This is a genomic window from Micromonospora sp. WMMD1082, assembly GCF_029626175.1.
GTDB lineage: Bacteria > Actinomycetota > Actinomycetes > Mycobacteriales > Micromonosporaceae > Micromonospora.
Genome location: NZ_JARUBM010000002.1, coordinates 7,133,692 through 7,158,647, shown reverse-complemented (window position 1 = coordinate 7,158,647; position 24,956 = coordinate 7,133,692). Strand labels below are relative to the sequence as shown.

The window sequence follows — 24,956 nt, the reverse complement described above, 5'->3', positions numbered from 1 at the left end:
CAACCCACGAGTTAAATCCTCAGGCCAGGTTTGAGACAGCAACATCCCCGAAGTTGTTCAGATCTTGGGCGCCGAGGAGTGGGCGGCGGGGGCGCCGAGGGACGGCGAAGATGGGGTCAGTGGGCGCGGCGGGTCAGGGCTTGGCGGAGTTCGGCGAGGAAGCTGTCGAAGTCGTGGCGGAAGCGCTTCGCGGTGACGTGAAGGACGATCCAGTCCGCGCCGAGGATCCGGTTGAGGCGTCGCCGGTCACGGTGGAACTGGTCAGGATCGTCGTGCCAGAGCCCGTCGTACTCGACGGCCACCCGCAGCTCCGGCCAGGCCAGGTCGACCCGGGCGATGAACCTGCCCTGGCGTTCCACTACGAACTGGGTTACCGGTCGCGGCAGCCCGGCCAGCACGATGCGTACCCGCAGCCGTGACTCGGGCATGGACTCGGCCCCGGCGTCGGCGAGTTCGGTGACCCGCGTCAGGCGCTTCCAGCCTCGGACGCCGATCCGGGAGCGGGCCAACTCCCCGATGTCGTCCAGTCGCACCGTTCCTTGGGCGGCGAGCCGATCCACCGTCGCCACCGCATCTTCCAAAGGGCACCACTGTGCGAGATCCCAACAGGTGCGCCGAGGGCTGGTGACCGGGACGTCCGCGTGCCGCGTGATCTCGTCCTCGCCCACCTCGGCAGTGTGCACGACCAGGCCCGCCACCGGCCCGAACCGCAGGCCCGTGGGCACGAGCACATCGATCGGCTCGTCGGCGCCGACCGTCCCAGCGTTGAACAGCGCGGCGGCGCTGCGGCCGGCGATGGCCGCGCCGGGTGGCAGCAACAATCGTGCTGCCGCCCGGCATCGAATCCGGTGTGAGATCGCGAGGTGTGCATCGGCGTAGACGTCTCGGAAGAGCGGCCGCCAGGCTTTGCTGCGCAATTCGGTGCGCGTGAGCAGCCCACGGGAGACCACGTCGGAGCCTCGGAAGATGCGCCCCCGCAACTGCTGGGGCCGCCTGGGAAAGACCGGCATGGCCTCCACACTGGACGACTGGGGCCTGCCGGCGCTGCCCCTGTGGATAACTCGCGATGCCGCGATGCCGCGAGGCTGCGAGGCTGCGAGGCCGCGAGGCTGCGAGGCTGCGAGGCCGCGAGGCTGCGGTGCCGCGAGGCGGGATGCCGCGATGCCGCGAGGGCTGCGGTGCTGCGGTGCCGGGATGGCGCGGTGTGGCGTCAGGCGGCGGCGGACCAGATGGCGCGGAAGGCGGCGGCCTCGCCGGCCAGCCAGCGCTCGATCTCGTCGGGCTTGGCGCCCTCGGGCATCCGGTGTGCGGTGCCCCGGCGCACGTCGACCAGGACCGGCTCGGCGTGCGGCAGGACGGCGTCCATGTGCCGGGCCGTCAGGTGCAGGGCGGCGAGCAGCGCCTCCTCGCTGGGCGGGGCCTCGTCGAAGTGCAGTCGGACCGCCTCGGCGCGGCCGTCCGCGTACCGGATGCCGAAGTGGGGGTTGATCTTGATTGGTAGGTCGCCGAGCATGGCCAGGGCGTCGCGGGTCTGGGCCAGGTCGACGCCGGCCGGCTTGCCGAGCGAGTGCAGCCACGCCGTCGCGCCGGGCACGAGGGTCTGGTAGAGCGGGCGCCAGCGGGGCTTGACCACGTCGATCACCTGCGCCAGATGGGTGCCGCCGGTGTGGAAGGCGATGTCGGCCTTGAGCGCCTTGACGAACTGGCCGTGCGGGTTGAAGCCGGAGCGGCTGGCCCGCTGCCGACGCAGGCCACCGACGAAGCTGGCCTTGGTGGGGCCGGTGCGGTCGACGTACCGGGTGAAACCGAGGAGGGTGGCGTACGGCGTGAGGGGGGTGGAGGTGGGCGCGGTCACGAGCATCCTCCCAGGTCAGGAACTCGATTAGTACATACATTCTAATCGACGGGTCTGACATTGCCCAGGGAAGATGACACGATGCTCGCCAGTCGAGATTGACGGCCTACGGCAGGATCGTTCCTCATGATCGATGACTTCGCGAAGGAGTACCTGCACGGCGATCTGCGAGATGTCCGGGAGGTGATGCTGTGGAAACTCGACGGGCTCTCGGAGTACGACGTCCGCCGTCCGCTGACCTTGACCGGAACCAACCTTCTCGGCCTGGTCAAGCACCTGTCGATGACGGAGGCCAGATACTTCGGCGACGTCTTCGACCGGCCGTTCCCCGAAGCCCTGCCCCGGTGGGACGACGCCGAGGCGGGCGACGCGGCCATGTGGGCGACCGAGCACGAGACCCGCGAGGAGATCATCGACCGGTACCGTCGCGTGTGGGAGCACTCGGACGCGACGATCGCCGCCCTGGCGATCGACTCGCCCGGTCACGTGCCCTGGTGGCCACGCCCCGACGTGAAGCTGTTCAACATCCTGGTCCACGTCCTCACCGAGACCAGCCGGCACGCCGGGCACGCCGATATCCTGCGCGAGCAGCTCGACGGCTCGACCGGGTTCATGGCCGAGTACGCGGACGCGCAGCCCGACGCGGCCTTATGGGAAGCGCGGCGCGCGAAGATCGAACGGGCTGCCAGGGCAGCCGCCACCAAGCCCGATCACGCTACCTACAACGGGCCCGCGGCGCGCTCATAGATGATCTCCAGGCCGTCCTCGTCGTCCCACTGCTGTCCGACCTCGACGAAGCCGTACTGCGATGCCAGTCGATAGGAGGCCAGGTTGTCGGGGCTGATGCTGACCCGGATCGTACGGACCTGCGGCTCTTCGGTGGCCCGCCGCAGCAGGGCTTCCAGTGCCCCACGGGCGTAGCCGCGTCGCCGGTGCACCGGGTCGACGGCGTAACCGATCTCCACCATCCCCGCCGCGTCCGGCGGCCCGTGGTAGCCGGCCCGGCCCACCGCCAGGTGCCGCTGGTCGTCCCAGATGACGCCGGTGACCCAGGCGGCGCTGGCCGGATCCTCCTCGACCTGCCTGCTGCGCATCCGCCACACCCCGCGCCAGTCCGGCCCGGCGAAGTGGGCCGGGAGGGGAACGGGGCTGGTCGTGTTCGCCGCTGCCAGGTCGCCCCTGGCGAGCGCCTGGAACGTCGGGCCGTTCAGCTGCATGATGCGTACGTGCGGCGTCGGGCGCCGCCCAGAGGTGTCGTCCTGATGGCGATGGATCACGTTCACAGCTGGCCGACGTCGGTGATCCGCACGACGGCGGCGCCCGCCTCGTCGGAGGCGGCCAGGTCGATCTCGGCGCTGATGCCCCAGTCGTGGTCGCCCTCCGGGTCGTCCAGGATCTGCCGCACCGTCCAGCGTTCCCGACCCTGCTCGATCATGAGCAGCGCGGGACCGCGGGCGTCCGGGCCGGTGCCGATCCGGTCGTACGACTCGAAGTACGGCTCCAGCGCATCCGCCCAGGCGTCGGCCGGCCAACCGGATTCCGCGTCCAGTTCGCCGAGCAAGTCCCAGCGGCGCAGCGCGGCCAGCTCCACCCGGCGGAACAGGGCGTTGCGCACGAGCACCCGGAACGCCCGCGCGTTGCGGGTCACCGCCGCCGGGCGGTCCGCCAGGGCGGAGGCGACCTCCGGCAGGTCGGTCGGGTTGCGCAGCCGCTCCCACTCGTCGATCAAGCTGGAGTCGACCTGCCGGACCAGCTCGCCGAGCCACTCGATCAGGTCGACCAGTTCCTCGGTCTTGGCCTCCTCGGGCACCGTCTGCCGCAGCGTCTTGTACGCGTCGGCGAGGTAGCGCAGCACCAGGCCCTCGGAGCGGGACAGCCCGTAGAACTGCACGTACTCGGTGAAGGTCATTGCCCGCTCGTACATGTCGCGGACCACGGACTTGGGGGAGAGCTGGTGGTCGGCCACCCAGGGGTGCCCGCGCCGGTACATCTCGTACGCGTTCTCCAGCAGTTCGGCCAGGGGCTTGGGCCAGGTCACCTCGTCGAGCAGTTCGAGCCGGGCCTCGTACTCGATGCCCTCGGCCTTCATCGCGGCGACCGCCTCACCGCGGGCCTTGAACTGTTGCGCGGAGAGCACCTGGCGCGGGTCGTCGAGGATCGACTCGATCACCGACAGCACGTCGAGGGCGTACGACGGGGACGCGCTGTCCAGCAGCTCGATGGTGGCCAGCGCGAGGGGCGACAGCGGCTGGTTGAGCGCGAAGTCGAGCTGGAGGTCGACGGTGAGGCGGACCCGCCGGCCGGTCTCGTCCGGCTCGGCCAACTCCTCGACCACGCCACCGGCCCGCAGCGCGCGGTAGATGGCGATCGCCCGCCGGATGTGCCGGCGCTGGGCGGCACTCTCCTCGTGGTTGTCGGTGAGCAGGTGCCGCATGGCGGCGAACGCGTCGCCGGGGCGGCCGATGACGTTGAGCAGCATGGAGTGACTGACCTGGAAACTGGAGGTGAGCGGCTCCGGCTCGGCGTCGACGAGCCGGTCGAAGGTGGGCTGGCCCCAGCCGATCGAGCCCTCGGGCGGCTTGCGGCGGACCACCTTGCGCCGCTTCTTCGGATCGTCACCGGCCTTGGCGAGCGCCTTCTCGTTCTCGATGACGTGCTCGGGGGCCTGCACCACGACCCGACCGAGGGTGTCGAAGCCGGCCCGGCCGGCCCGGCCGGCGATCTGGTGGAACTCGCGGGCCTTGAGCAGCCGGGTACGCACCCCGTCGTACTTGGACAGGCCGGTGAAGAGCACGGTGCGGATCGGCACGTTGATGCCGACGCCGAGGGTGTCCGTACCGCAGATGACCTTGAGTAGCCCGGCCTGGGCGAGGGTTTCCACCAGCCGGCGGTACTTCGGCAGCATCCCGGCGTGGTGCACGCCGATGCCGTGCCGGACCAGCCGGGACAGCGTCTTGCCGAAGCCGGAGGTGAAGCGGAACCCGCCGATCGCCTGCGCGATCATGTCCTTCTCGGCTCGGGTGCAGACGTTGACGCTCATCAGCGCCTGGGCGCGCTCCAGGGCGGCGGCCTGGGTGAAGTGTACGACGTACACCGGGGCCTGCTTGGTCTCCAGCAGCTCTTCCAGGGTCTCGTGCAGCGGCGTCATCGCGTACGAGAAGAGCAGCGGGACCGGCCGCTCGGCCGAGCGGACGACGGCGGTCGCCCGGCCGGTACGCCGGGTCAGGTCGCCGACGAACCGGGTGGTGTCGCCCAGCGTGGCCGACATCAGCACGAACTGCGCCTGGGGCAGCTCGATCAGCGGTACCTGCCAGGCCCAGCCCCGGTCGGGCTCGGCGTAGAAGTGGAACTCGTCCATGACCACCTGACCGACGTCGGCCCGGGCGCCCTCGCGCAGCGCCAGGTTGGCCAGGATCTCCGCCGTGCAGCAGATGATCGGGGCGTCGGCGTTGACGCTCGCGTCGCCGGTGAGCATGCCGACGTTCTCGGCGCCGAACACCTCGCAGAGCGCGAAGAACTTCTCCGACACCAGGGCCTTGATCGGCGCGGTGTAGAAGGTCGTCCGGTCGTCGGCCAGGGCGGCGAAGTGCGCGGCGATCGCGACCAGGCTCTTGCCCGAGCCGGTCGGCGTATTCATGATCACGTTTGCCCCGGAGACGATCTCGATGACCGCCTCCTCCTGGTGAGGGTAGAGGTCGAGCCCGCGCTCGGACGCCCAGCCGGCGAACGCGTCGTAGAGGGTGTCGGGGTCGGCGGTCTTCGGTAGCGCGGCGGTGAGTGTCATGGCCGGTCCATGGTGCCTGGATCAAGCCCGTCAACGCCAACCGGGCGGCCCGGCGCCAATGCGTGTCAGGAGGGGGCCATTCCTAACTTCTCACCGCCGGCGGCGGTAGACCAGGTCGGCGATGGGGCGGCCGGCGGCCAGCGCCCGCCGCTCGAACCGGGTCACCGGGCGGTGGGCGGGCCGGGGCGCGTAGCCGTCGTGGAGGTTGACCAGGCCCGGGTCGGCGTCCAGGGTCGCCCGCATCGACTCGGCGTACTCCGCCCAGTCGGTGGCGCAGTGCACCGTGCCGCCGACGGCCAGCCGGGCGCGCAGCCGCGCCACGTGGGCCGGTTGGATCAGCCGCCGCTTGTGGTGCCGGGACTTCGGCCACGGGTCCGGGAAGAAGATGTGTACCGCGTCCAACGAACCGGGCGCCAGCAGATCGATGAGGTCCAGCGCGTCGCCCTCGGCGATCCGGACATTGCCCAGGTCACGACGGTGGACCAGGTCCAGCAGGTTCGCGATTCCGGGCGTGTGCACCTCGACCGCCAGATAGTCTCGATCCGGGTCGGCGGCGGCCATCTCGACGGTCGTGTCACCCATGCCGGATCCGATCTCGACCACCAGCGGGGCCCGACGGCCGAACAGACCGGCGGGATCGAACAGGCCGGCGGGATCGACCGGGGCGGCGTCGGCGACGCGCAGGCCGTACACCGGCCAGAGCTGTTCCAGCGCCGCGATCTGCCGGCCGCTCATCCGGCCGCGACGCGGGTGGTAGGTACGGATCGCCCGCGCCGTGTGCGGCGCGGCGACGGCGGGTACCGGGTCGGTGGAGGTCACAGCGAACCGAGCCTACGCGAGTGCCGCGCCGGACCGGATGTGATGTACGACCGGTGGTGAGACCATCATCGGTGTAGGCAGGACCGGGTGTCCGGCGGCGCCCGGCGACTGCCCCGGCGCGCCGGGAGGGGGCATCGTGCCAGTGAGCCGCACTCGTTCGGCGTTGCCGGCCGCCTCGTTCGCCACGCCGCTGCGTACCCTCGCGGCCGTCGCCCCCCTGCTCGCCGTCGTGCTGGCCGCGCCGCTGCTGTCCGCCGCACCGGTTCGGGCCGCCGCCCCCGCTACCGGTGGGGTTGCTGTCCGGGCTGCTGGTGGGGTCGCCGTCCCGGCTGCCGCCGGGGTTGCCGTCCCGATCGGCGCCGGGCAGCCCGGCACCGGCGGGCAGGCCGGTCCCGATGGTCAGCCAGGCCCCGATGGTCAGCCAGGGTTCGATGGCCAGCCGGCTGCCGCGCCGCAGCCGGTGCCCGGAGCGAAGGTCTTCGTCGAGGTGTCGCCGAGCACCGTGGTGCCGGGACACCTGGTCGGCATCCGGGCGAGCTGCCACGACAACTCGGTGGGCACCATCGTCGTCTCGGACGCGTTCGGCCGGGTCGCCGTGCAGCCGCAACATGGACTGCTGACCGGGACGGCCATGGTCAAGGAGCGGGTGCTCCCCGGCAACTACCGGGTCAAGCTGGAGTGCCGGGGCGGCGAGTCCGCATCCACCATGATCCAGGTCGTACGCGAGATGAAGCCCAGCCGTGGGCCGGCGACCGGGTTCGGCGGCGGTGCCGGCGCCGTCACCGCCAACCTGCTGCTCCCCGGCGGGCTGGCGCTGACCGTCACCGGCATGGTTCTCTGGGTCACGACGGCGCGCCGTCGCGGCACCCGCCGGTGAGCGGCCATGGCCGCCGCCCGTGCACCCCGACCCACCGGTTCCGCCGGTACACCCGGCCTCACCGGCTCCGGACGAGCGGCCCGCCCGGCCGGCTCCGGGCAGGCGGCTCGTCCCGCCGGTTTCGGGCAGGCGATCCGGCCCACTGACTCTGGGCAGGCGATGCGGGCCGCCGGCTCCGGGCGGGCGGCCCGGCCGGCTGGCGCTGGGCAGACGATGCGGTCCACCGGCTCCGCGCGGGCGGCTCGTCCCGCCGGTAGCCCGCCTCGTCCCGGACCCCGCCCCGACCTCTTCGTGCCGCCTCCCGACGGCCCCGCGCATCGGCGGGCCGGCCCCGCGTACCGTCCGGAGATCTTCGCTCCACCCGCCGTGGGCCGCCCGCCGCGCCCGGCCGGGCCTCGTGCCGACGACCCGACGCCCCGGTCGAGCGGGCGGGCGCCGCATCCCGGCCCGGCGCGGGACTCCGGCGCGCGGCGCTCCGGCTTTGTGGCGGGCTCGGTGGCGCGGCGCTCCGGCCCGGCGTCGGGCTCGGTTGCGCGGCGCTCTGCCGCCGTGTCGGGCGCGGGTGGTGTTCACGTACCCGGGCGTGGTGACCGGGCGGGCCGCAGCCCCTGGTCGCTTCCGCTCGCCGTCGTGCTGGTGCTGGCCGGCGTCTTCGCCACCGGGGCAGGGTTGGGCCGCACCGTCGGCGGGCCGCTGGAGTGGGCCGCCGTCGGTGGCGAGCGGTCATCGGCCGGTGCGCCAGCCGCACCGACAGTCGCCAAGCCGGTGCGCCTGTCGGTCCCGTCTATCGACGTGTCGGCGCCGGTGAAGCCGGTCGGCGACGCACCGGACGGCTCGATCGCCGTACCGCCGCTGAGCCGGCACGAGGAGACCGGCTGGTACGACCGTGGGCCCGCGCCGGGCGAGCCGGGTCCGGCGGTCATCGTCGGGCACGTCGACACGAAGAGCGGGCCATCGGTCTTCTACGACCTGGGCAAGCTGACGGTGGGTGACACCGTCGAGGTGGTACGGGAGGACAACTCGGTGGCCGTGTTCACCGTGGAGTCGGTGGAGCACTTTCCCAAGGATCAGTTGCCGGCGGACCGCGTCTACGGTCACGAGGGCCCACCCGGCCTGCGGCTGATCACCTGTGGCGGCCAGTGGATCGGCGGTGGCACCGGCTACGCCGACAACGTGATCGCCTTCGCCACCCTCACCACCACCCGCAACCCCTGACGCGACGGCAGCCGGAGGGCGATCGTCATTTCTGCGGTTGGCTCGGTGGCTCCTCGGCAACCCAGAGCCCGCGACCCTGTAGCCCCACGATCAGACCGCGATCTTGAAGAATGATGATGGCTCGCTGGACCGTCGTCACGCTCACGCTGTAGAGATCGGCGAATTCCTTGTAGGTCGGCAGCCGTTCACCTGGCGGGTACTCGCCGCTGTTGATTCGGGTCGCCAGGTCCTCGGCTACCTCGCGGTAGCCGCCAGTCGGGATGGGCATGGGAAGGTTCCTTCGCTCGGCACCTTCCATCCGATCATGAGTAACACACATCTCCAAGACCTACATTGCTATAGGTACCAAAGGTCTCTAAGATGGTCCGCATGGCGGGGTTTCTTCGTTCGGCAAGCGGCGAACCGCGCCATGAACCGTCCAGGGGAGCACGACGCAGGGACTCTGCCCCCTTGGGCGGGACCAATCATGACCACGCGAGAGGTCTTCGCCGTGCCGCTTGACGACCCTGACGAGGATTCCCCGATGCGCCGGCTGTTCGAAGCGAATCGGGTGCTGGAGACCCACTGGACCCGCGCGCTCGCCGACCCGTTCGCGGTGGGTGGCTGCCTGGAGTGCCGTGGGCGCGCCGAGTGTGCACAGCTCGACTGGGCGATCGGTGTCACGGCCGAGATCGTGGCCGTGATGTTCCAGAAGGGATGACGGACCGGCCGGTCAGGGCACCTGCTGGACGACCTCGAACTCGAGGAGGGTGGCGCCGGAGGCGACGGGTGGCCGCTGTTCGGCTCCGGGCGGGGCGGCGTGCGCGGCGCGGGCGGGGCCGGCGGCCCAGTCCTGGTACGCCTGTTCGATCTCCCACCTCGTGTAGACGAAGTAGCGGTTCTCGCCGGCCACCGGACGCAGCAGCTCGAAGCCGAGGAAGCCGGGGGAGTTCTCCACCGCCCGGGCCCGCGCGGCGAACCGCTTCTCCAACTCCTCGCCGGCTCCCGCCGGAACCTCGATCGCGTTGATCTTCACAACAGCCATGGCCCCCACCCTAGCCGGGCGACCGCCCCGGCCCGTGTTCATGATCCCCACAACTTCGGGGATGTTGCTGCCTCGACCCCGGCCTGAGGATTTAACTCGTGGGTTGGGGGTGGTGGAGGTGGCGTGTGGTTCGTTCGGTGTGTTGGCGTGACGTGGGGCGGCCACCGCCTGATCATCGGGATCGACCAAGATCTTCGATGTGGGGCGGTGGCCGTGGCTGTCATTGTGGGTCATGCGGGTGTGGGTGGGGAAGCAACCGGGGGTGAGCGTCACCGGTTGGTGGAGTTCCGTCAGGGTTGGTATCAGTGTTTGACGCGGTGGGCGGACACGTTGTTCGAGGTGACGGATGCGGTGTTGACCACGCCGGGTTCGTTGGCGTCGTTGCCGTATCTGACGTTGGAGCCGGCGCTGCGTCGGGGGTGGGGCAGTGTGTACGCGTCGTTGTCGAGGGGGCGGGTGGACGTCGCGGCGGTGCGTGATCTGCTGATCGGTGCTCTGCCGGGGTGGTGGCCGGTGTTCGCGGTGGATGTGACGGCGTGGCCGCGTCCGGAGGCGGGGTGTTCGCCGCGGCGGGGGATGTGTCGGGTGCCTGATCCGGGTGGCGATCGGCGGGGGCGGGTGGTGCCGGGGTGGGCGTATCAGTGGGTTTGTCAGGTGTCCGCGACGCCGGATTCCTGGACGGCGCCGGTCGATGTCGTGCGGGTGGACCCTGAGGACAACGCCACCGAGGTGGCGTGTGGCCAGATGAGCGCTGTGGTGCGGGGCTTGGCCCGCCGGCGGCCGGGTGTGGTGCCGGTGTTCTGCCTGGACGCCGGTTACTGCCCGATCACCGCGACAGCTCGGGTGGCGTCCGATCCCCACGCCCCTGCCCGGATCATCGGACGCATCCGCCGGGACCGGGTCTTCTACGCCGACCCGCCGGCCAAGACCCCCGGCAGTCCCGGCCGACCCAAACAGCATGGCGATCGATTCGCCTGCGCTGACCCCACGACCTGGCCGGACCCCACCCACGAGATGCACACCGTCGATGACACCCACGGCCCGATCCACGTCCAAGCATGGACCGGGCTGCACCCCAAACCCGGCCCCCGACGCCGGTGGGCAGCGAAGAACACCAAGGGTCTGGCCGCCCCGATCATCCGCGGCACCGTCGTACGGATCAGCCTGCCCCGAACCGTCGAGGCCAGCACCCCACAAACCCTGTGGCTGTGGACCGCCGGCCCCGACCCGATCGATCTTGACCTGATCTGGCGGGCCTACCTACGCCGATTCGCCATCGAACACACCAACCGGTTCATCAAACAACACCTCGCCTGGACCACCCCAGCAGTGCGTCATCCCAGCCAAGCAGACCTGTGGACCTGGATCGTCGCGGCGGCACACACCCAACTCCGCCTCGCCCGAACCCTGATCACCGACCAACGCCTGCCCTGGGAACGACCCCTGACCACCACCACCCTGACTCCCTACCGGGTCCGACGAGGTTTCCGCAGCCTGCACCCACACCTACCCACACCAGCCAAGCCGCCGAAACCCTCCCGACCAGGACCAGGACGACCAAGAGGCAGCCGCAACCAGCAACCAACCCCACGCCACAAAACGATCATCAAGCGACGCAGACGCACGAAGCGTTAAATCGCCAACCCCGGCACGAGGCAGCAGCATCCCTGAAGTTGCGCGAATCTTGGGCGCGGGGCGCGGGGCGCGGGGCGCGGGGCGCGGGGCGCGGGGCGCGGGGCGCGGGGCGGGAGGGCGGGTTAGAAGGACTCGATCTGGGGGGTCAGGTCGGCGTCGACCACGATGGGGGCGTGGTCGGAGGGGGCCTTGCCCTTGCGGGCCTCGCGGTCCACGTACGCGGAGCGGACCGCGCGGGCGAACGGGGCCGAGGCGTACACCAGATCGATTCTCATGCCCTTGTTCTGGTGGAACATGCCGGCCCGGTAGTCCCAGTAGGTGAACGGGTGCGGCCCCTTCATGGGAGTGGGCACCACGTCGGTGAGGCCGAGGTCGCGCAGCGCCGCGAGGGCGGCCCGTTCGGCGGGGGTGACGTGGGTGGAGGTGGCGAAGAGCGCCGGATCCCAGACGTCCGCGTCGGTGGGGGCCACGTTGAAGTCGCCGCAGACGGCCAGCGCCGCCGCGCCGGTCAGTTCGACGTCCAGCGCGTCCCGCAGCGCCGCCAGCCAGGCCAGTTTGTACGCGTAGTGCGGGTCGTCGGGCGTCCGGCCGTTCGGCACGTACACCGACCAGACCCGCAGCCCGTCACAGGTGGCGGCGATGGCCCGGGCCTCCGGCAGCGGGAACCCGGGTTCGCCGGGGAACCCCACCGCGACGTCGGCCAGCCCGACCCGGGACAGGATGGCCACCCCGTTCCACCGGCCGTCGCTGTGACTGGCCACCGTGTAGCCCAGCTCGCCGACCTCGGCCACCGGAAAGGCGCCGTCCGGGCACTTGGTCTCCTGTAGGCAGACCACGTCCGGCTCGGTGCCGGCAAGCCAGTCGAGCAGCCGGGGCAGGCGGGCCTTCACCGAGTTGACGTTCCAGGTCGCCAGGCGCATGGTGCCAGCCTGCCGCATTCCGGCCCGGCCCGCCCACCGCCGCACGAGCACGGCGGTTCGCGGCGGGTTAGTAAGGGCCTTCCTTACATCTCGGGCGGGCGGGTCTGCTCGGCCAGGAACCGTTCCAGCTCGGCGCCGAGTTCCTCCGCCGTGGGCAGCGGGCCGTTCTCCGCGGCGAGCAGGTTCGTCCCGCTGCGCCCCCGGGCGTACGCGTCGTACTGCTCCTCAAGGGCCTGGACCAGGGTGGTGGCCTCGTCGCTCTGGGCGACCTGACGGTCGATCTCCACCCGGATCACCTCGGCGGCCGAGCGCAGCCCGTCGCGGGGCAGCAGCAGCCCGGTGCTGCGGGACACCGACGCCAGCAACACCTCGGCGGCGGCCGGATACTCGGCCTGCGCCACGTAGTGCGGCACGTGCGCGGCGAAGCCCAGCGCGTCCCGGCCCGCCTCACCGAGGCGGAACTCCAGCAGGTGGCCCACGCTGCCGGGGACCTGGACCCGTTGCAGCCACGGCTCGTAACCGGCGATCAGGTCACGCCGGGTGGCGTGCGCGGTCACCCCGGTGGGCCGGGTGTGCGGCACCGCCATCGGGATCGCGTTGAGCCCGACGGTGAGCCGTACGTCCAGCCGGGCCGCCAGCCCGGCGACGGCGGCGGCGAACCGCTCCCACTGCAGGTCGGGCTCGGGCCCGGTGAGCAGCAGGAAGGGGGTCTCGTCGTCGTCGTGGAGCAGGTGCAGCTCCAACTCCGGCGCGTCGTAGCTCTCCCAGTGGTCCTCGACGAAGGTCATCACCGGGCGGCGGGAGCGGTAGTCAAAGAGCTGGTCCAGGTCGAACCGGGCGATCGGGCGGGACTCCAGCGAGGTGAGCAGCTGTTCGCGGGCCAGCCGGCTCGCGTTACCGGCGTCGACGAAACCGGTGAGCGCCTGGATCAGGACCGGCTGACCGAGGTCGGGCAGATCGTCGGTGAGTTCGTAGAGCTCGTGTGGATCGAGCACCGGTGCGGCCTCCCTGTGTGCGTAACGGGTCGCCGGGTTGACGGCGTCCCCGATCGCCAGAACGTACCCGCCATCCTCGTGCATTCCTGCCGCGCCGGGCCGTCCGCCCCGGCACCGACGGGTAACCGGTCACGGACGGCGGCGGTACGGCGTTGTCGCGGCGGGGTAAACATGGATGGGCACCACCGAAAGGAGAGGTGATGAGCGACCCCGTCCCCACCGAGGACCGGCCCGTCACCCCGGCCTCGCCACGACCCGAACCAGAGGGTGCGGCCAGCGAGCCCGAGGCCAGCGAGCCCGAGGCCAGCGAGCCCGGGGCCAGCGAGGCGCCACCGGCACGGCTCTGGGACCGGATGCGCCAGGATCCGCAGTACGCTCCCGAGCACCTGGCGCTGGAGGCGGTGCGCCGGTTCGGCCCGGAGGCGGCCCGGTGGGCCCAGCGGGTGCGCGCCGAGCAGCCGGGCGCGTCCGCCGAGACGTTCGCGGAGCAGGCGGTACGCCGGTTCGTCAATCGCGCCCGGCTCTCCGGTGCCGTCTCCGGTGCCGCCGGGCTGCCCGGCGCGGTGATCGACGTGGGCGTGCTCGCCTGGACCCAGGCCCGCATGGTGCTGCACGTCGCCGCCGCGTACGGTGTCGACCCGACCCATCCCGACCGGGCCGCCGACCTGCTGATCCTGCAGAAGGTGCACAAGGCCGCCGCGAGTGCCCGGGTGGCGCTGGGCGTGGCGGCCGGACGGGAGCGGGCCGGTGCGTTGTTCGGCGGTGGCGGGCAGGCACCCCTCGGCCGGGTGATGCTGCACCTCGGGTTCCGGCTCGCCCAGATGGCCGGGGTACGCGCGGCGAAGCGGATGTTCGCCAAGGTGGTGCCGGGAGCGGCGATCATCCTCGGCACCTGGGCGAACTCCTCGGCCACCAAGAACCTGGCCGAGCGGTCCCGGGCCCTCTACCGCCAGCACGGCAGCCCTCGCCCTCCGGCGCCACGCAGCCCGGGTGGTCAGTCGGCGTAGCCGGAGGAGCGCCAGGTGACCTCCGCGAGGCGGGACTGGCCGGCGGTGTTGGGGTGGAAGTAGTCCAGCGCGTTGACCAGGTCAAGGTCGAAGCGGATCCGGTGCGCGGCGCCGCCGTCGTACCGGCACCGGGAGCCGTAGGCCCGGCAGGCCGCCGCGAGCTGGCTGTTGTACGCGGCGATCCGCTCCCGGAACGCCGCCCGGCGGTTCCGGTCGGCGGGCGCGGTCGAGGTCGCCTCGGCCAGCAGCGCCGGGCAGATCCCGCGTCGCCAGGCCCGCACCGCCCGTGGCTCGTCGTGGCCGACCTCCCAGAGCCGGTACAGATTCGGGACGCTGACGACCAGGACCCGGGCCTTCGGGCGGCCCTCGCGCAGCACTCGCAGCCCACGGTCCACCTCGGCCCGGAACTCCTTGACCGGGGTCATCGCGTCGATGGCGCCCCGGCAGGCGTCGTTGGCCCCGATCAGGACGGTCACGTAGTCGGCTCGGTCGCGTACCGCCGCCTCCGCCTGACCGGCCAGCGCCGTCGCGCGGGCGCCCGGACGGGCATGGTTGTACGCCCTGTCGCGCAGCGCCGGGTTGCGATCGAGCAGCCGGCGGTAGTGGCTGTCGACGCGCAGCCCGCCCCCGGTCGACCAGGAGTTGCGCTCGCAGGAGGTCAGGACCAGGCAGGACCCGAAGCCGGTGGTGATCGAGTCGCCGAGCCCCGCGATCACCTTCGGTGAGCCGGGCTGGGCCGTTCCGCCCGACGGTCGGGGCGCCGCGTCCCCGCCCGCGTCGCAGGCCAGGGCGACGAGTGCGAGCAGGCTGACGACGGCGGTGGTCCAGCGTCCAGGCATGACTTCCCCAGCCTCACAGCGCAGAGCGACGGCATCGTGACTCTACGCGTGGTGGCCGAGGCGGTCACGCGCTGTTGTCGGGGATGCGGCAGAGGCGTGTTGCGACGTCCGGCGGCGTGCTATGTGCGCCAGGGCGCCCGTTGCCCGTGCAGCCACCAGTGCAGCGACCGGGTGATCCGGGGCAGCACCAGATACGTCATCAGCGGGGTCAGGGTGAGCGTCATGACCAGCACCCGCGCCGCGGTCGGCAGGCCCGGCAGGAGCTGGCCGGTCAGCACGGTGGCGGTGAGGCTGAGCGGGAAGAACGCCAGCCAGATGGTCACCGCCTGCTTCCAGCGGGGTGGCGACGGCGGCGACGGCGGCACGGTCGGTGCCGCGTCGAGCCGCTCGACCCGCTCCTCGTGCGGCGGGCGGTGCTCGCGCGGCGGGTCGAACCAGCCCTCGATGCCGGTCCGTCGCTCGACCCGGGTGTGCTCGACGATGCCCTGCGCCGAGGTCAGCCACCAGTGCCGCTGTGGCGACTCCTCCCAGCGGCGCAGCGTGTCCTGGTCGGCGAAGCGGTAGAGCATGTGCCACTCGCCGGAGCCGGGGGCGGTGCGTACCCAGCCCGCGCCGAGGAAACCCGGAAACGCCTCGGCGAGCGCGGTGCCGGCCCGCATCCACGCCACCATCTCGTTGGTGCGGGCGGGGTCGGCGCGTCGCGCGACGGCGACGGTCACCGGCGCGGCGTGGCTGACGGTCATACCTGCCATGTTCCCCGCCGACGCTCGGATAGGCAGGTCGACGGCGGGGAGGTGTAACGCAACCCACCTTTGCGGCGCACCGGGGTCGGCCCCCGGGCGCGGCCAACCCGGTGTGGCGGTGACGGTTAGCGCCAGCGGTGCGGGGTAGGTGGGGGTGATGACGAGATCACAGCCCCGGCGTGCCCGTGGCACGGTCGGTCACGCGAACAGCGCGCTGAACCTGCGGCTCGCGCTGGCCAGTTTCGGGCTGGTCATCATGATCGTTTTTTCGGCGCTGGCGTTCCGTGCCGACCTGGCCTGGTTGGGTGTCGTCTGCGCCGTACTCGCGGTGGTTGCCGTCGTCGACCTGATCGTCATCCAACGTCGCCGTGCCGCCCGCCGCCGGGAGGAGCCCGGCGCGCGGCACTCGCTCTTCGAGTGACGGGAGTCGCCCTGATGACCATCGCCACCACCAACCCCGTTACCGGCCAGGTGCTCAAGACGTACGAGGCGATGTCCGACGAGCAGATCGACGGCGCGGTCGAACGGACCGACCTGGCGTTCCGGCAGCTGCGCGGCACCACGATCGAGCAGCGGGGGCGGTGGCTGAATGCGGCAGCCGACCTGCTGGAGGCGGAGCGGGACGAGATCGCCCGGCTGATGACCACCGAGATGGGCAAGACGCTCGCCGCGTCGAAGGCGGAGGTCATGAAGTGCGTCACCGCCTGCCGCTTCTACGCCACCCACGCGGCCCGGTTCCTCGCCGACGAACCCGCCGACGCCGGGGCGGTCTCCGCCATCCAGGCGTTCGTCCGCTACCAACCGATCGGGCCGGTGCTGGCGGTGATGCCGTGGAACTTCCCCCTCTGGCAGGTCATGCGCTTCGCGGCGCCGGCACTGATGGCCGGCAACACCGGGCTGCTCAAGCACGCCTCGAACGTGCCGCAGACCGCGCTGCTGCTGGAGGACGTCTTCCGGCGGGCCGGTTTCCCCGAGGGCGCGTTCACCACTCTGCTGGTCGGCTCCGAGGCGGTGGACCGGATCCTGAGCGACCCCCGGGTACGCGCCGCCACGCTGACCGGCAGCGAGGTCGCCGGGCGGTCGATCGCCCAGATCGCCGGCCGGGAGCTGAAGAAGACCGTGCTGGAGCTGGGCGGCAGCGACCCGTTCGTGGTGATGCCCTCGGCCGACGTGGAACTGGCCGCCCAGGTGGCCACCACCGCCCGCTGCCAGAACAACGGCCAGTCCTGCATCGCGGCCAAGCGCTTCATCGTGCACACCGACGTCTACGACGCCTTCGCCGAGGCGTTCGCGCATCGGATGTCGGCGCTGCGGGTGGGCGATCCGATGGAGGACGGCACCGACGTCGGGCCGCTGGCCACCGAGCGGGGCCGCGACGAGGTCGACGCCCAGGTCCGCGACGCCGCCGACAAGGGAGCCACGGTGCTCTGCGGCGGCGAGAAGCCCACCGGCGAGGGCTGGTTCTACCCGCCGACCGTGGTGACCGACCTGGACCGGGGGATGCGCATGTGGGCCGAGGAGGTGTTCGGGCCGGTCGCCGGGTTGTATCGGGTCTCGTCGTACGACGAGGCGATCGAGCTGGCCAACGGCACCACCTTCGGGCTCGGCTCGAACGCCTGGACGCGGGACCGGCAGGAGCAGCAGCGGTTCGCGACCGACCTGGAGGCGGGCGCCGTCTTCATCAACGGCATGACCACGTCCTATCCGGAGCTGCCGTTCGGCGGAGTGAAGAACTCCGGCTACGGCCGCGAGTTGTCGGCCCAGGGGATGCACGAGTTCTGCAACGTGAAGACCGTCTGGGTGGGCGAGGGCACGGCCAGCGCCGGCGCCGGCGCCCACGCCGAGTAGCCCTGCTTACACCCGTACCGCCGTGGGTAGGGAAGCCCGGCATGACGGCGATCGGTTTCCACGCTTCCCACGAGCAGATCCATCCCCGCGCGCTGCTGGCTGCGGTGATCCACGCCGAGAGCGTCGGCTTCGACGCCGCCATGTGCTCCGACCACTTCGCACCGTGGAGCGAGCGGCAGGGCCACTCCGGGTTCGCCTGGTCCTGGCTCGGGTCGGCGTTGCAGGCCACCGACCTGCCGTTCGGGGTGGTCAACGCGCCCGGGCAGCGCTACCACCCGGCGATCGTCGCGCAGGCCATCGGCACCCTCGCCGCGATGTACCCGGGCCGGTTCTGGGCGGCCCTGGGCTCCGGCGAGGCGGCCAACGAGCACGTCACCGGCGACGCGTGGCCACGCAAGGACGTCCGCAACGCCCGGCTGCGGGAGTGCGTCGACGTCATCCGCGCCCTGCTGGCCGGCGAGGAGGTCAGCCACGACGGCCTGGTCCGGGTCGACCGGGCCAGACTGTGGAGCCGCCCGGAGCAGCCGCCGGCGCTCGTCGGTGCCGCGGTCAGCGTCGCCACGGCCCGTTGGTGCGCCGAGTGGGCGGACGGACTGATCACGGTCAACGCGCCGATCGAGCACCTGCGCCGGATGATCGAGGCGTACCGGGAGGCCGGCGGGCGCGGGCCGCTGCACCTGCAGGTGCACCTCAGCTGGGCGCCCGCCCAGGCCGAGGCCGAGGCGATCGCGTACGACCAGTGGCGCAGCAACGTCTTCGCCCCGCCGGTCTGCTGGGACCTGGCCACGCCCGAGCACTTCGACGTGGTCTCCGCCGAGGTGCCGATGGCCCGGCTCGCCGAGGTGGTCAACATCTCCGCCGACCTGGACCGCCAGGCGGGCTGGCTGGCGGAGTACGTCGACCTCGGCTTCGACCAGATCGCGCTGCACCACGTCGGGCAGGAGCAGCGGCCGTTCCTCGACGCGTTCGGCGACCGGGTGCTGCCGAAGCTGCGCCGCGCCGGCTGACTCCCCGCAGCTCGCCCCCGGGCCGGAGCCGGTCAGGCCCGGGGGCCGGGTGGGGTGCCGGTCGCCGACGGCACCCCACCCGGGATTCAGGACGCGGCGCAGGCGCCGCCGTTGACCGTGACCAGGCCGGATGACGGGTTGGCCCCGCCGCCGGTGGTGGCGTTGAAGCCGAAGGTCACCGTGCCACCCGGGTTGATCCGGGCGTTGTACGACTCGTTCTTCGCGGTCACCGTGGCACCGGACTGCGTCACGTCCGCCATCCACGCCTCGCGCACCTTCGCGTCACCGGTGAACGCGAACCGGGCGGTCCAGCCGTTCACCGTGGCCGTGCCGGTGTTGCGGATGGTCACCTGGGCGGTGAAGCCGGTGCCGCCCTGCCAATGGCCGTAGTTGGTGTAGGTGACCGCGCAGGTCGGCGCCGGCACCGCGGCGGCGTCGCCCTGGTCGGCCAGGAACGAGGCGAGCCAGGCCAGCGCCGAGTTCCAGTTGATCGCCACCTCGTTGGTCGCGTAGGAGGCGATGTCGTCGACGTAGCAGAACATCGGCGCGCAGCCGGCGAGCAACTGCTCCGCGAACGGGTCCTGCAGCGCGGCGTTCGGGCCGCCGGCCAGCGAACCGGCGGGCGGATTCGGCAGGCTCGGGTCGAGCTGGTTGCCGAAGATCCGGCTGTGCTGGTTCTTCGCCGCGTGCTCGCCCCACCCGGTCACGTACGAGATGTTCAGCGCATTGCGACCGAGGATGTAGTCCATCGTCTGCACGGCACCGTCGCGGTACCGCTCCTCGCGGGTCAGGTCGAAGGCGGTGGCCAGCACGATCGCGTTGTTGATGACGTTGCCGTTGCCGCCCCAGAAGTAGCTGCCCGGGTCGCCGGGCATGGGCAGCCCGTACGCCTGCCGGCCGATCTCGGCGAGGTAGTCGTCGGCGGCCGCGGTGACCGAGGCCCGGATGCGGGTCAGCTCGGCGGCCGGCAGCCCGTTGGGCACGGTCGCCAGGTCCAGCCGGCCCAGCGCGGCAACGCTCGGCCAGGCGAAGCCGCGCACGTCGAACACGTCACCGGTGTGGTGCGGCGACGCGGTCAGGTCGGTCAGGTAGGTGCGCTCGCCGGTGGTCAGGTACAGCTCGACGGCCGCCCAGTAGAACTCGTCGGTCACGTCGTCGTCGGAGTACGCGCCACCGCCGTTGCCGTCGGTGGGGCTGGCGTACCGGGTCGGGTTGGCCTTGGCGGCGGTGTAGGCGGTCTTCGCCGCGGTGCCGCAGCGCTGGGCGAACGCCGTGTCATACGGGGCGAAGAGCCGGGCGCACTGGGCGGCGACGGCGGCCAGGTTCAGCGTGGCGGCGGTGGACGGCGGGTGCAGCTCCCGCAGTTCGTCGTCGTCCTCGGGCTGCAACGGTAGGCCGGTCCAGTTGCGGTCGTGGATCTTGTGGTGGGCCATCCCGGCGAGCGGGTTGCCGGCCGGCACCTGCATGCGCAGCAGGAACTCCAGCTCCCAGCGGGCCTCGTCGAGGACGTCCGGCACCCCGTTGTCGCGCTCGGGCACCCGCAGCGTCCCGTCGCCGAGGGCGGCGCCGAAGCCGGCCGTGGCGGCGTTCTTGGTCCGCTCGAAGGTGCTCAGCAGCTGGTAGGTGGCGATGCCGCCGTTGACCACGTACTTGCCGTGGTCGCCGGCGTCGTACCAGCCACCGCGCACGTCGAGGCGGTAGTCGCAGACGCCGGGCTGGCAGGGTACGTCCGTGTCGCCCTGGTTCGGGGGCACGTCCAGGTGCCCGGCCGGGCGGGCGTACTCCTCGCCGACCAGGTCGCCGTCGATGGCGATGCCGCTGCGCTGGATGTAGAAGAACTGCAGCGCGTCCGAGCGGAGCTGGTCGTAGAGCGTGCCGGAGATGTCGAACGGGTGGCTGATCTCCCCGTCCACGGCCAGCGTCAGGCCCCGCCCCGGCGTGCGGTACGCGGAGAAGTCGACCGAGTGCACGTTCTCGGCCGAGGCCGGGTCGATCCCGCGCGGGGTGGTGGTGCCCTGGGCGAGCACGGCGCCGGAGGCGGCTTGCAGCTGCCAGGGCAGCGCCTCGGTCGCCTCGGTGACGATGGTGGCGTTCTTCGGGCCGCCGGGCAGGTAGCCGACCTGGTTGACCCGGACGCGGGGACCGGTGTCCGGCACGTACGGCTCGCGCGGGTTGCCGCCGCGCAGCGAGACGTTGTCCAGGCAGATGGTCTGCGCCTCGGCGCTACCGCCGACCTGGAAGATCAGCTGGGCGCGGTCGTCGTCGTTCGGGGCGACGAAGGTGCGCTCGACGCGCTGCTGGGTCGGCGTCGCGGCGGCGGTGACGGAGTAGTAGCCGGTGTAGGGCTCGCTGCCGAGTTGCAGCACGGCGGTGACCGCGCCGCCGGGCGTGGCGGTGACGTCGAAGCCGAGGGTGTACTCGGCGCCGGCGATCAGCGGCAGCGCGTCGTGGCCGATGCCGGCGTCCCAGGGGTTGGCCAGGCCACCGGTCACGGTGGCGCAGAGCTGGCCGTCGACCACGCCGAGCGAGTTGGTGCCGTAGGAGAACCAGGGGGAGGAGCCGTCGCTGAAGTCACCGTTACGGATCTGTTCGGGTGGGTCGGCCGGTGGATCGGCGAAAGCGGTGCCGGCGCTCGCGCCGACCAGCGCCACGGTGGTCGCCGCGGCGAGCACCGCGAGGCGACGTCGGGATGGCGTCACGGGGGATTCCTTCCGACGAGCGGGACGGAAAATGCGAGGTGGAGGGGTGCGATACCTGGGAGCGCTCCCAGGTATCGGGCATGTTTCCAGGACGGACAGGCCCTGTCAATCGATCGCATCCGATGGTGTCAGGGTCGCCGGCCAGTGAGATTCGCCGCGCCACGCCGGGCGGTCCTGATCTCCTAGAGACAACCGAGCCCTTCGCCTGGCAGGCTGCGTGCCATGACCCTGAAGCTGCGTTCCGCCGGGACGAGCGACCGTGGGCTGATTCGCAGCGGTAACCAGGACGCGTTGCACACCGGCACCTGGCTGGTCGCCGTCGCCGACGGCATGGGCGGCATGGCCGCGGGGGACCTGGCCAGCGCCATCGCCATCGAGGCGGTGGCGCCGCTGGACGTGGAGACACCGGAGGACGCACTGGTCGCCGCCCTGCAGCGCGGCATCCAACTGGCCACCGACCGGATCCGTCAGGCGGTCGCCGAGGATCCGCAGCGGCAGGGGATGGGCACCACGCTCACCGCGTTGCTGTTCGCGCGTACCGGCAGCTGCCTGGCGCTGGCCCACGTGGGCGACTCGCGGGCCTACCTGTTCCGCGACGGCGTGCTCAAGCAGATCACCCGGGACGACACCTTCGTGCAGATGCTCGTCGAGCAGGGGCTGATCACCCCGGACCAGGCCGGCAGCCATCCCCGCCGGGCCGTGGTGACCCAGGCGTTGCAGGGCGACGAGGTCTCACCGACGTACGCGACGATGGTGCCCCGGGCCGGCGACCGCTGGCTGCTGTGCAGCGACGGGCTGTCCAACGTCGTGCGCGCCGAGACCCTGACCGAGGTGCTGGCCGGCCACCCGGAACGGGAGGGCTGCGCGCGTACGCTGATCGACCTGGCGCTGCGGGCCGGCGGCCCGGACAACATCACGGTGGTCGTCGCGGACGTGGTCGACGAGCAGTGACTCACTGACGGCGCCCGGCCCGCCGGGTCGGCACGGCCGTCGTCGGGTCCTCCGGCCAGGGGTGGCGTGGGTAACGGCCGCGCAGCTCGGCCCGGACCTGGCGGTAGCCCGACCGCCAGAACGACGCCAGGTCGGCGGTGACCGCCACCGGCCGGCCGGCGGGGGAGAGCAGGTGCAGCAGTACCGGCACCCGTCCACCGCCGACGCGGGGCGCGTCCGGCCACCCGAAGGTCTCCTGGAGCCGGACCGCGAGCACCGGTGCCGACGGGTCGGCGTAGTCCACCCGGATCCGGGAGCCGCTGGGCACGGTGATCCGTTCCGGCGCCAGCTCGTCCAGCCGCCCGGCCAGCGGCCAGGGCAGCAGCCGGCGCAGCGCACCGGTCACGTCGACGCGGGCCAGGTCGGCCCGGCGGCGGGCGGTGGCCAGCTCCGGCCCGAGCCAGTGCGCCGCATCGGCCAGCAGCGCCTCGTCGGAGACGTCGGGCCACTCCTCGCCGAGCGCGTGCCGGCAGAACGCCAGCCGCTGGCGCAGCGCACGGGCCGGCGGCGGCCAGGTCAGCAGGTCGAGCCCGGTGCCGCGCAGCCCAGCCAGCAGGGCCGCGGCCACCTCACCCGGGTCGGGCCGGACCAGCGGGCGCTCGACCAGCTCGATCGCGCCCAACCTGACCACCTCCCGGGCCACCACGTCCCCGTCCGACCAGCCGATCTCCCGCTCGGTGCGCCGCAGCGGGCCGCCGACCTCGCGGGCGGTCGCCTCGTCCAGGACGGCGGCGAGCCGGACCCGGGCCGCCGGCGCGCCGGGCGGCCGGTCGGCCACCGCCACGGCCAGCCAGTCGACGCCCGCCAGCGCCGACCCGCGCGCCAGCTCCGCCGCGGTCCCGCCGCTCATCAGGTACGCCGAACCACCCGGCCGCCGCACCCGGGCCAGTCGTTCCGGGTACGCCAACCCGACCAGCAGCCCGGCCGCGAGGTCATCGGTCAGCCGTTGCGTACCCGCGTCCGGCGGCGTGCCCTCGGCGGCGGGCAGGGCGGCGCGTAGGGCGGTGCGCAGGCGGCGTACCTCCGCGCGCCAGCGGGCGGTGGCGGCCGGATCCGTGCCGGCCCGCAGCCGGCGCCAGGCGGCACTGAGATCGTCGCTCGTGCCGGGGGCGGCCTGCTCGGCGAGCAGCGCCACCACCTCGGCCGCGCGGTCGGCGCCGACCCGGGTGGCCCCGTCGAGCAGGGCCCGAGCCAACCGGGGATGCGCCCCGGCGGCGACGATGGCCCGCCCCCGCGCGGTGATCCGACCGTCCTCGCCGAGCGCACCGAGGGCGCTCAGCGTCCCGGTGGCCACCGCCATCGCCGCCGCCGGGGGCGGATCGGGCAGCGCGAGCCCGCTTCCGTCCGGCGCGCCCCAGGCGGCCAGTTCGAGGGCGAACCCGGTCAGGTCGGCGGTGGCGATCTCCGGCTCCGGCTGCGCGGGCAGCCGGTCGTGGACCGCCGGCGACCAGCAGCGGTAGACGTGCCCGGGTGCCTCCCGGCCCGCCCGGCCGGCCCGCTGGGTGGCCGCGGCCCGGGAGACCGGCACGGTGACCAGCGCACCCAGCCCGCGGGCCAGGTCCAACCGGGCCACCCGGGACAACCCCGCGTCCACCACGGTCCGCACGCCCGGCACGGTCAGGCTGCTCTCCGCCACCGCCGTGGCCAGCACCACCCGCCGCAGCAGCCCCGCCCGCAGGGCGGCATCCTGCTCGGCGGCGGACTGGCGGCCGTGCAACCGCAGCACGTCGACCTCGGGCAGGTCGGCCAGGCGGCCGGCGACGGCGGCGATCTCGCCCACGCCGGGCAGGAAGACCAGCAGGTCCCCCTCCTGCTCGCGCAGGGCCCGCCGGACGGTGGCCGCGAGGTGGTCGAGCAGTGCCCGGTCCACCGGCCCCGCGCCCGGCGGCGGCACGGGTCGGTGTGGTGGCGCCCAGACCCGGGTCACCGGGTGCAGCGCCGACGACGCACGCACCACCGGCGCGGCCACCGCACCGCCGAGCAGGGCGGCGAAGCGGTCCGCCTCGGGTGTCGCGGACATGGCGAGCAGCCACAGGTCCGGCCGCAGGGCGGTCCGGGACTCCACGGCGAAGGCGAGCGCCAGGTCGGCGTCGAGCTGCCGCTCGTGGATCTCGTCGAGCAGGACCGCGCCGACGCCGGCTAGCTCAGGGTCGTGGTGCAACCGGCGCACCAGCAGCCCGGTGGTGACCACCTCCACCCGGGTACGCGCACCGGCCCGCCGCTCGCCGCGTACCGCGTAACCGACCCGGCCACCCACCTCCTCGCCGAGCAGGGCCGCCATCCGCCGGGCGGCGGCGCGGGCGGCCACCCGGCGGGGCTGGGCCACGATCACCCGACCGTCCACCGCGTCGGCCACGGCGAGCGGGGCGAGGGTCGTCTTGCCGGTGCCCGGCGGGGCGACCAGGACCGCGGTGCCCGCCGAGCGCAGCGCCGTCACCAGCGCCGGCAGCACCGGCCGGACGGGCAGGTCGAGGGGTACGTCGGAAAGCACGGCCCAGTCTCGCACCGCGCCCGCCGACCCCCGACCCAGCCCGGCCCAACTCCACGCGGCTCGGCCTGGCCCGGCTCGGCCTGGCCCGGCTCGGCCTGGCCCGGCTCGGCCTGGCCCGGCTCGGCCTGGCCCGGCCTGGCCCGGCTCGGCTCGGCCTGGCCCCGGCTGGCTCGGACGTCCCGCAAGCCGCGTTACCTTGCGTAGCTTC

Annotated in this window: 23 protein-coding genes; 10 read left to right on the top strand and 13 right to left on the bottom strand. The window is 72.7% G+C overall.

Annotated features, from left to right (window positions below; genetic code table 11):
* Nucleotides 1-116: 116 nt before the first annotated feature.
* Nucleotides 117-821, bottom strand: a complete 705-nt coding sequence (locus O7615_RS32940) for a hypothetical protein (RefSeq protein ID WP_278181692.1) — start codon at nucleotides 819-821, stop codon at nucleotides 117-119.
* A 389-nt stretch (nucleotides 822-1,210) separates the two neighbouring features.
* Entirely contained in the window at nucleotides 1,211-1,855 is a 645-nt protein-coding gene (locus tag O7615_RS32935; protein WP_278181691.1) for a hypothetical protein, read from the bottom strand.
* A 126-nt stretch (nucleotides 1,856-1,981) separates the two neighbouring features.
* Between O7615_RS32935 and O7615_RS32930 the strand changes: the two genes are divergently transcribed.
* Nucleotides 1,982-2,602, top strand: a complete 621-nt coding sequence (locus tag O7615_RS32930) for a DinB family protein (RefSeq protein WP_278181690.1) — start codon at nucleotides 1,982-1,984, stop codon at nucleotides 2,600-2,602.
* On the opposite strand, the gene O7615_RS32925 is transcribed toward O7615_RS32930, so the two are convergent.
* The 3 genes from O7615_RS32925 to trmB form a co-directional block, all read right to left on the bottom strand.
* Nucleotides 2,575-3,132, bottom strand: a complete 558-nt coding sequence (locus O7615_RS32925; protein WP_278181689.1) for a GNAT family N-acetyltransferase — start codon at nucleotides 3,130-3,132, stop codon at nucleotides 2,575-2,577. The two genes, O7615_RS32930 and O7615_RS32925, sit on opposite strands and share 28 nt — an antisense overlap.
* A gap of 2 nt (nucleotides 3,133-3,134) precedes the next feature.
* Complete coding sequence (locus O7615_RS32920; RefSeq protein ID WP_278181688.1) at nucleotides 3,135-5,639, bottom strand: DEAD/DEAH box helicase; 2,505 nt, start codon at nucleotides 5,637-5,639, stop codon at nucleotides 3,135-3,137.
* Between the two features lie 90 nt (nucleotides 5,640-5,729).
* On the bottom strand, nucleotides 5,730-6,374 hold the full coding sequence (trmB, locus tag O7615_RS32915; protein ID WP_278182323.1) for a tRNA (guanosine(46)-N7)-methyltransferase TrmB: 645 nt from the start codon (nucleotides 6,372-6,374) through the stop codon (nucleotides 5,730-5,732).
* Nucleotides 6,375-6,600: 226 nt separating this feature from the next.
* Between trmB and O7615_RS32910 the strand changes: the two genes are divergently transcribed.
* Together O7615_RS32910 and O7615_RS32905 are read left to right on the top strand one after the other, a co-directional pair.
* Nucleotides 6,601-7,335: a hypothetical protein gene (locus O7615_RS32910; protein ID WP_278182322.1), complete on the top strand. Its 735-nt coding sequence runs from the start codon at nucleotides 6,601-6,603 to the stop codon at nucleotides 7,333-7,335.
* Nucleotides 7,336-7,884: 549 nt separating this feature from the next.
* Complete coding sequence (locus tag O7615_RS32905; protein ID WP_278181687.1) at nucleotides 7,885-8,550, top strand: class F sortase; 666 nt, start codon at nucleotides 7,885-7,887, stop codon at nucleotides 8,548-8,550.
* Between the two features lie 25 nt (nucleotides 8,551-8,575).
* Here O7615_RS32905 and O7615_RS32900 read toward each other — a convergent pair whose 3' ends face one another.
* The gene (locus O7615_RS32900) at nucleotides 8,576-8,818 is read right to left on the bottom strand and encodes a winged helix-turn-helix domain-containing protein (protein ID WP_278181686.1); all 243 of its coding nucleotides are present in this window, start codon (nucleotides 8,816-8,818) and stop codon (nucleotides 8,576-8,578) included.
* Between the two features lie 198 nt (nucleotides 8,819-9,016).
* Between O7615_RS32900 and O7615_RS32895 the strand changes: the two genes are divergently transcribed.
* On the top strand, nucleotides 9,017-9,250 hold the full coding sequence (locus O7615_RS32895; RefSeq protein ID WP_278181685.1) for a hypothetical protein: 234 nt from the start codon (nucleotides 9,017-9,019) through the stop codon (nucleotides 9,248-9,250).
* Nucleotides 9,251-9,262: 12 nt separating this feature from the next.
* Here the strand turns inward: O7615_RS32895 and O7615_RS32890 are convergent, their stop codons facing one another.
* A complete protein-coding gene (locus tag O7615_RS32890; protein WP_278181684.1) occupies nucleotides 9,263-9,574 on the bottom strand; it encodes an antibiotic biosynthesis monooxygenase in 312 nt (103 codons plus the stop codon).
* 123 nt (nucleotides 9,575-9,697) lie between these two features.
* Between O7615_RS32890 and O7615_RS34370 the strand changes: the two genes are divergently transcribed.
* Nucleotides 9,698-11,209 carry an NF041680 family putative transposase gene (locus O7615_RS34370; protein ID WP_347405115.1) on the top strand — a complete coding sequence of 504 codons (1,512 nt, stop codon included), beginning with the start codon at nucleotides 9,698-9,700 and terminating at the stop codon, nucleotides 11,207-11,209.
* Nucleotides 11,210-11,331: 122 nt separating this feature from the next.
* Here O7615_RS34370 and O7615_RS32880 read toward each other — a convergent pair whose 3' ends face one another.
* The gene (locus tag O7615_RS32880; protein WP_278181683.1) at nucleotides 11,332-12,129 is read right to left on the bottom strand and encodes an exodeoxyribonuclease III; all 798 of its coding nucleotides are present in this window, start codon (nucleotides 12,127-12,129) and stop codon (nucleotides 11,332-11,334) included.
* Between the two features lie 83 nt (nucleotides 12,130-12,212).
* The gene (locus O7615_RS32875; RefSeq protein ID WP_278181682.1) at nucleotides 12,213-13,124 is read right to left on the bottom strand and encodes a PAC2 family protein; all 912 of its coding nucleotides are present in this window, start codon (nucleotides 13,122-13,124) and stop codon (nucleotides 12,213-12,215) included.
* Between the two features lie 200 nt (nucleotides 13,125-13,324).
* On the opposite strand from O7615_RS32875, the gene O7615_RS32870 reads away from it, so the two are divergent.
* Nucleotides 13,325-14,131, top strand: coding sequence for an EcsC family protein (locus tag O7615_RS32870; RefSeq protein WP_278181681.1), 807 nt, complete (start codon nucleotides 13,325-13,327; stop codon nucleotides 14,129-14,131).
* On the opposite strand, the gene O7615_RS32865 is transcribed toward O7615_RS32870, so the two are convergent.
* Both O7615_RS32865 and O7615_RS32860 read right to left on the bottom strand, forming a co-directional pair.
* A complete protein-coding gene (locus O7615_RS32865) occupies nucleotides 14,119-14,970 on the bottom strand; it encodes a GDSL-type esterase/lipase family protein (RefSeq protein ID WP_278181680.1) in 852 nt (283 codons plus the stop codon). The two genes, O7615_RS32870 and O7615_RS32865, sit on opposite strands and share 13 nt — an antisense overlap.
* Nucleotides 14,971-15,089: 119 nt before the next feature.
* A complete protein-coding gene (locus tag O7615_RS32860) occupies nucleotides 15,090-15,713 on the bottom strand; it encodes an antibiotic biosynthesis monooxygenase (protein WP_278181679.1) in 624 nt (207 codons plus the stop codon).
* A gap of 157 nt (nucleotides 15,714-15,870) precedes the next feature.
* Between O7615_RS32860 and O7615_RS32855 the strand changes: the two genes are divergently transcribed.
* From O7615_RS32855 to O7615_RS32845, 3 genes are read left to right on the top strand one after another with little or no spacing between them, the layout of a single operon-like run.
* Nucleotides 15,871-16,134: a DUF6343 family protein gene (locus tag O7615_RS32855; RefSeq protein ID WP_278181678.1), complete on the top strand. Its 264-nt coding sequence runs from the start codon at nucleotides 15,871-15,873 to the stop codon at nucleotides 16,132-16,134.
* Between the two features lie 14 nt (nucleotides 16,135-16,148).
* The gene (locus tag O7615_RS32850) at nucleotides 16,149-17,561 is read left to right on the top strand and encodes an NADP-dependent succinic semialdehyde dehydrogenase (protein ID WP_278181677.1); all 1,413 of its coding nucleotides are present in this window, start codon (nucleotides 16,149-16,151) and stop codon (nucleotides 17,559-17,561) included.
* 41 nt (nucleotides 17,562-17,602) lie between these two features.
* Nucleotides 17,603-18,568 (top strand): TIGR03885 family FMN-dependent LLM class oxidoreductase, encoded by a 966-nt coding sequence (locus O7615_RS32845; RefSeq protein WP_278181676.1) that lies wholly within the window; start codon nucleotides 17,603-17,605, stop codon nucleotides 18,566-18,568.
* Between the two features lie 86 nt (nucleotides 18,569-18,654).
* Here O7615_RS32845 and O7615_RS32840 read toward each other — a convergent pair whose 3' ends face one another.
* Complete coding sequence (locus tag O7615_RS32840) at nucleotides 18,655-21,267, bottom strand: glycoside hydrolase family 9 protein (protein ID WP_278181675.1); 2,613 nt, start codon at nucleotides 21,265-21,267, stop codon at nucleotides 18,655-18,657.
* 222 nt (nucleotides 21,268-21,489) lie between these two features.
* Here O7615_RS32840 and O7615_RS32835 point away from each other — a divergent pair, with 222 nt between their 5' ends.
* A complete protein-coding gene (locus tag O7615_RS32835) occupies nucleotides 21,490-22,218 on the top strand; it encodes a protein phosphatase 2C domain-containing protein (protein ID WP_278181674.1) in 729 nt (242 codons plus the stop codon).
* A 1-nt stretch (nucleotide 22,219) separates the two neighbouring features.
* Here O7615_RS32835 and hrpB read toward each other — a convergent pair whose 3' ends face one another.
* Nucleotides 22,220-24,748: an ATP-dependent helicase HrpB gene (hrpB, locus tag O7615_RS32830; RefSeq protein WP_278182321.1), complete on the bottom strand. Its 2,529-nt coding sequence runs from the start codon at nucleotides 24,746-24,748 to the stop codon at nucleotides 22,220-22,222.
* Nucleotides 24,749-24,956: the final 208 nt, after the last annotated feature.

What these genes read in the sequence shown, in the direction of transcription:
- O7615_RS32930 (WP_278181690.1), top strand. Translation starts at nt 1,982, where the DNA reads ATGATCGATGACTTCGCGAAGGAGTACCTGCACGGCGATCTGCGAGAT.
- O7615_RS32920 (WP_278181688.1), bottom strand. Translation starts at nt 5,639, where the DNA reads ATGACACTCACCGCCGCGCTACCGAAGACCGCCGACCCCGACACCCTC.
- trmB (WP_278182323.1), bottom strand. Translation starts at nt 6,374, where the DNA reads ATGAGCGGCCGGCAGATCGCGGCGCTGGAACAGCTCTGGCCGGTGTAC.
- O7615_RS32900 (WP_278181686.1), bottom strand. Translation starts at nt 8,818, where the DNA reads ATGCCCATCCCGACTGGCGGCTACCGCGAGGTAGCCGAGGACCTGGCG.
- O7615_RS32895 (WP_278181685.1), top strand. Translation starts at nt 9,017, where the DNA reads ATGACCACGCGAGAGGTCTTCGCCGTGCCGCTTGACGACCCTGACGAG.
- O7615_RS32890 (WP_278181684.1), bottom strand. Translation starts at nt 9,574, where the DNA reads ATGGCTGTTGTGAAGATCAACGCGATCGAGGTTCCGGCGGGAGCCGGC.
- O7615_RS32880 (WP_278181683.1), bottom strand. Translation starts at nt 12,129, where the DNA reads ATGCGCCTGGCGACCTGGAACGTCAACTCGGTGAAGGCCCGCCTGCCC.
- O7615_RS32870 (WP_278181681.1), top strand. Translation starts at nt 13,325, where the DNA reads ATGAGCGACCCCGTCCCCACCGAGGACCGGCCCGTCACCCCGGCCTCG.
- O7615_RS32865 (WP_278181680.1), bottom strand. Translation starts at nt 14,970, where the DNA reads ATGCCTGGACGCTGGACCACCGCCGTCGTCAGCCTGCTCGCACTCGTC.
- O7615_RS32860 (WP_278181679.1), bottom strand. Translation starts at nt 15,713, where the DNA reads ATGACCGTCAGCCACGCCGCGCCGGTGACCGTCGCCGTCGCGCGACGC.
- O7615_RS32855 (WP_278181678.1), top strand. Translation starts at nt 15,871, where the DNA reads ATGACGAGATCACAGCCCCGGCGTGCCCGTGGCACGGTCGGTCACGCG.
- O7615_RS32850 (WP_278181677.1), top strand. Translation starts at nt 16,149, where the DNA reads ATGACCATCGCCACCACCAACCCCGTTACCGGCCAGGTGCTCAAGACG.
- O7615_RS32845 (WP_278181676.1), top strand. Translation starts at nt 17,603, where the DNA reads ATGACGGCGATCGGTTTCCACGCTTCCCACGAGCAGATCCATCCCCGC.
- O7615_RS32835 (WP_278181674.1), top strand. Translation starts at nt 21,490, where the DNA reads ATGACCCTGAAGCTGCGTTCCGCCGGGACGAGCGACCGTGGGCTGATT.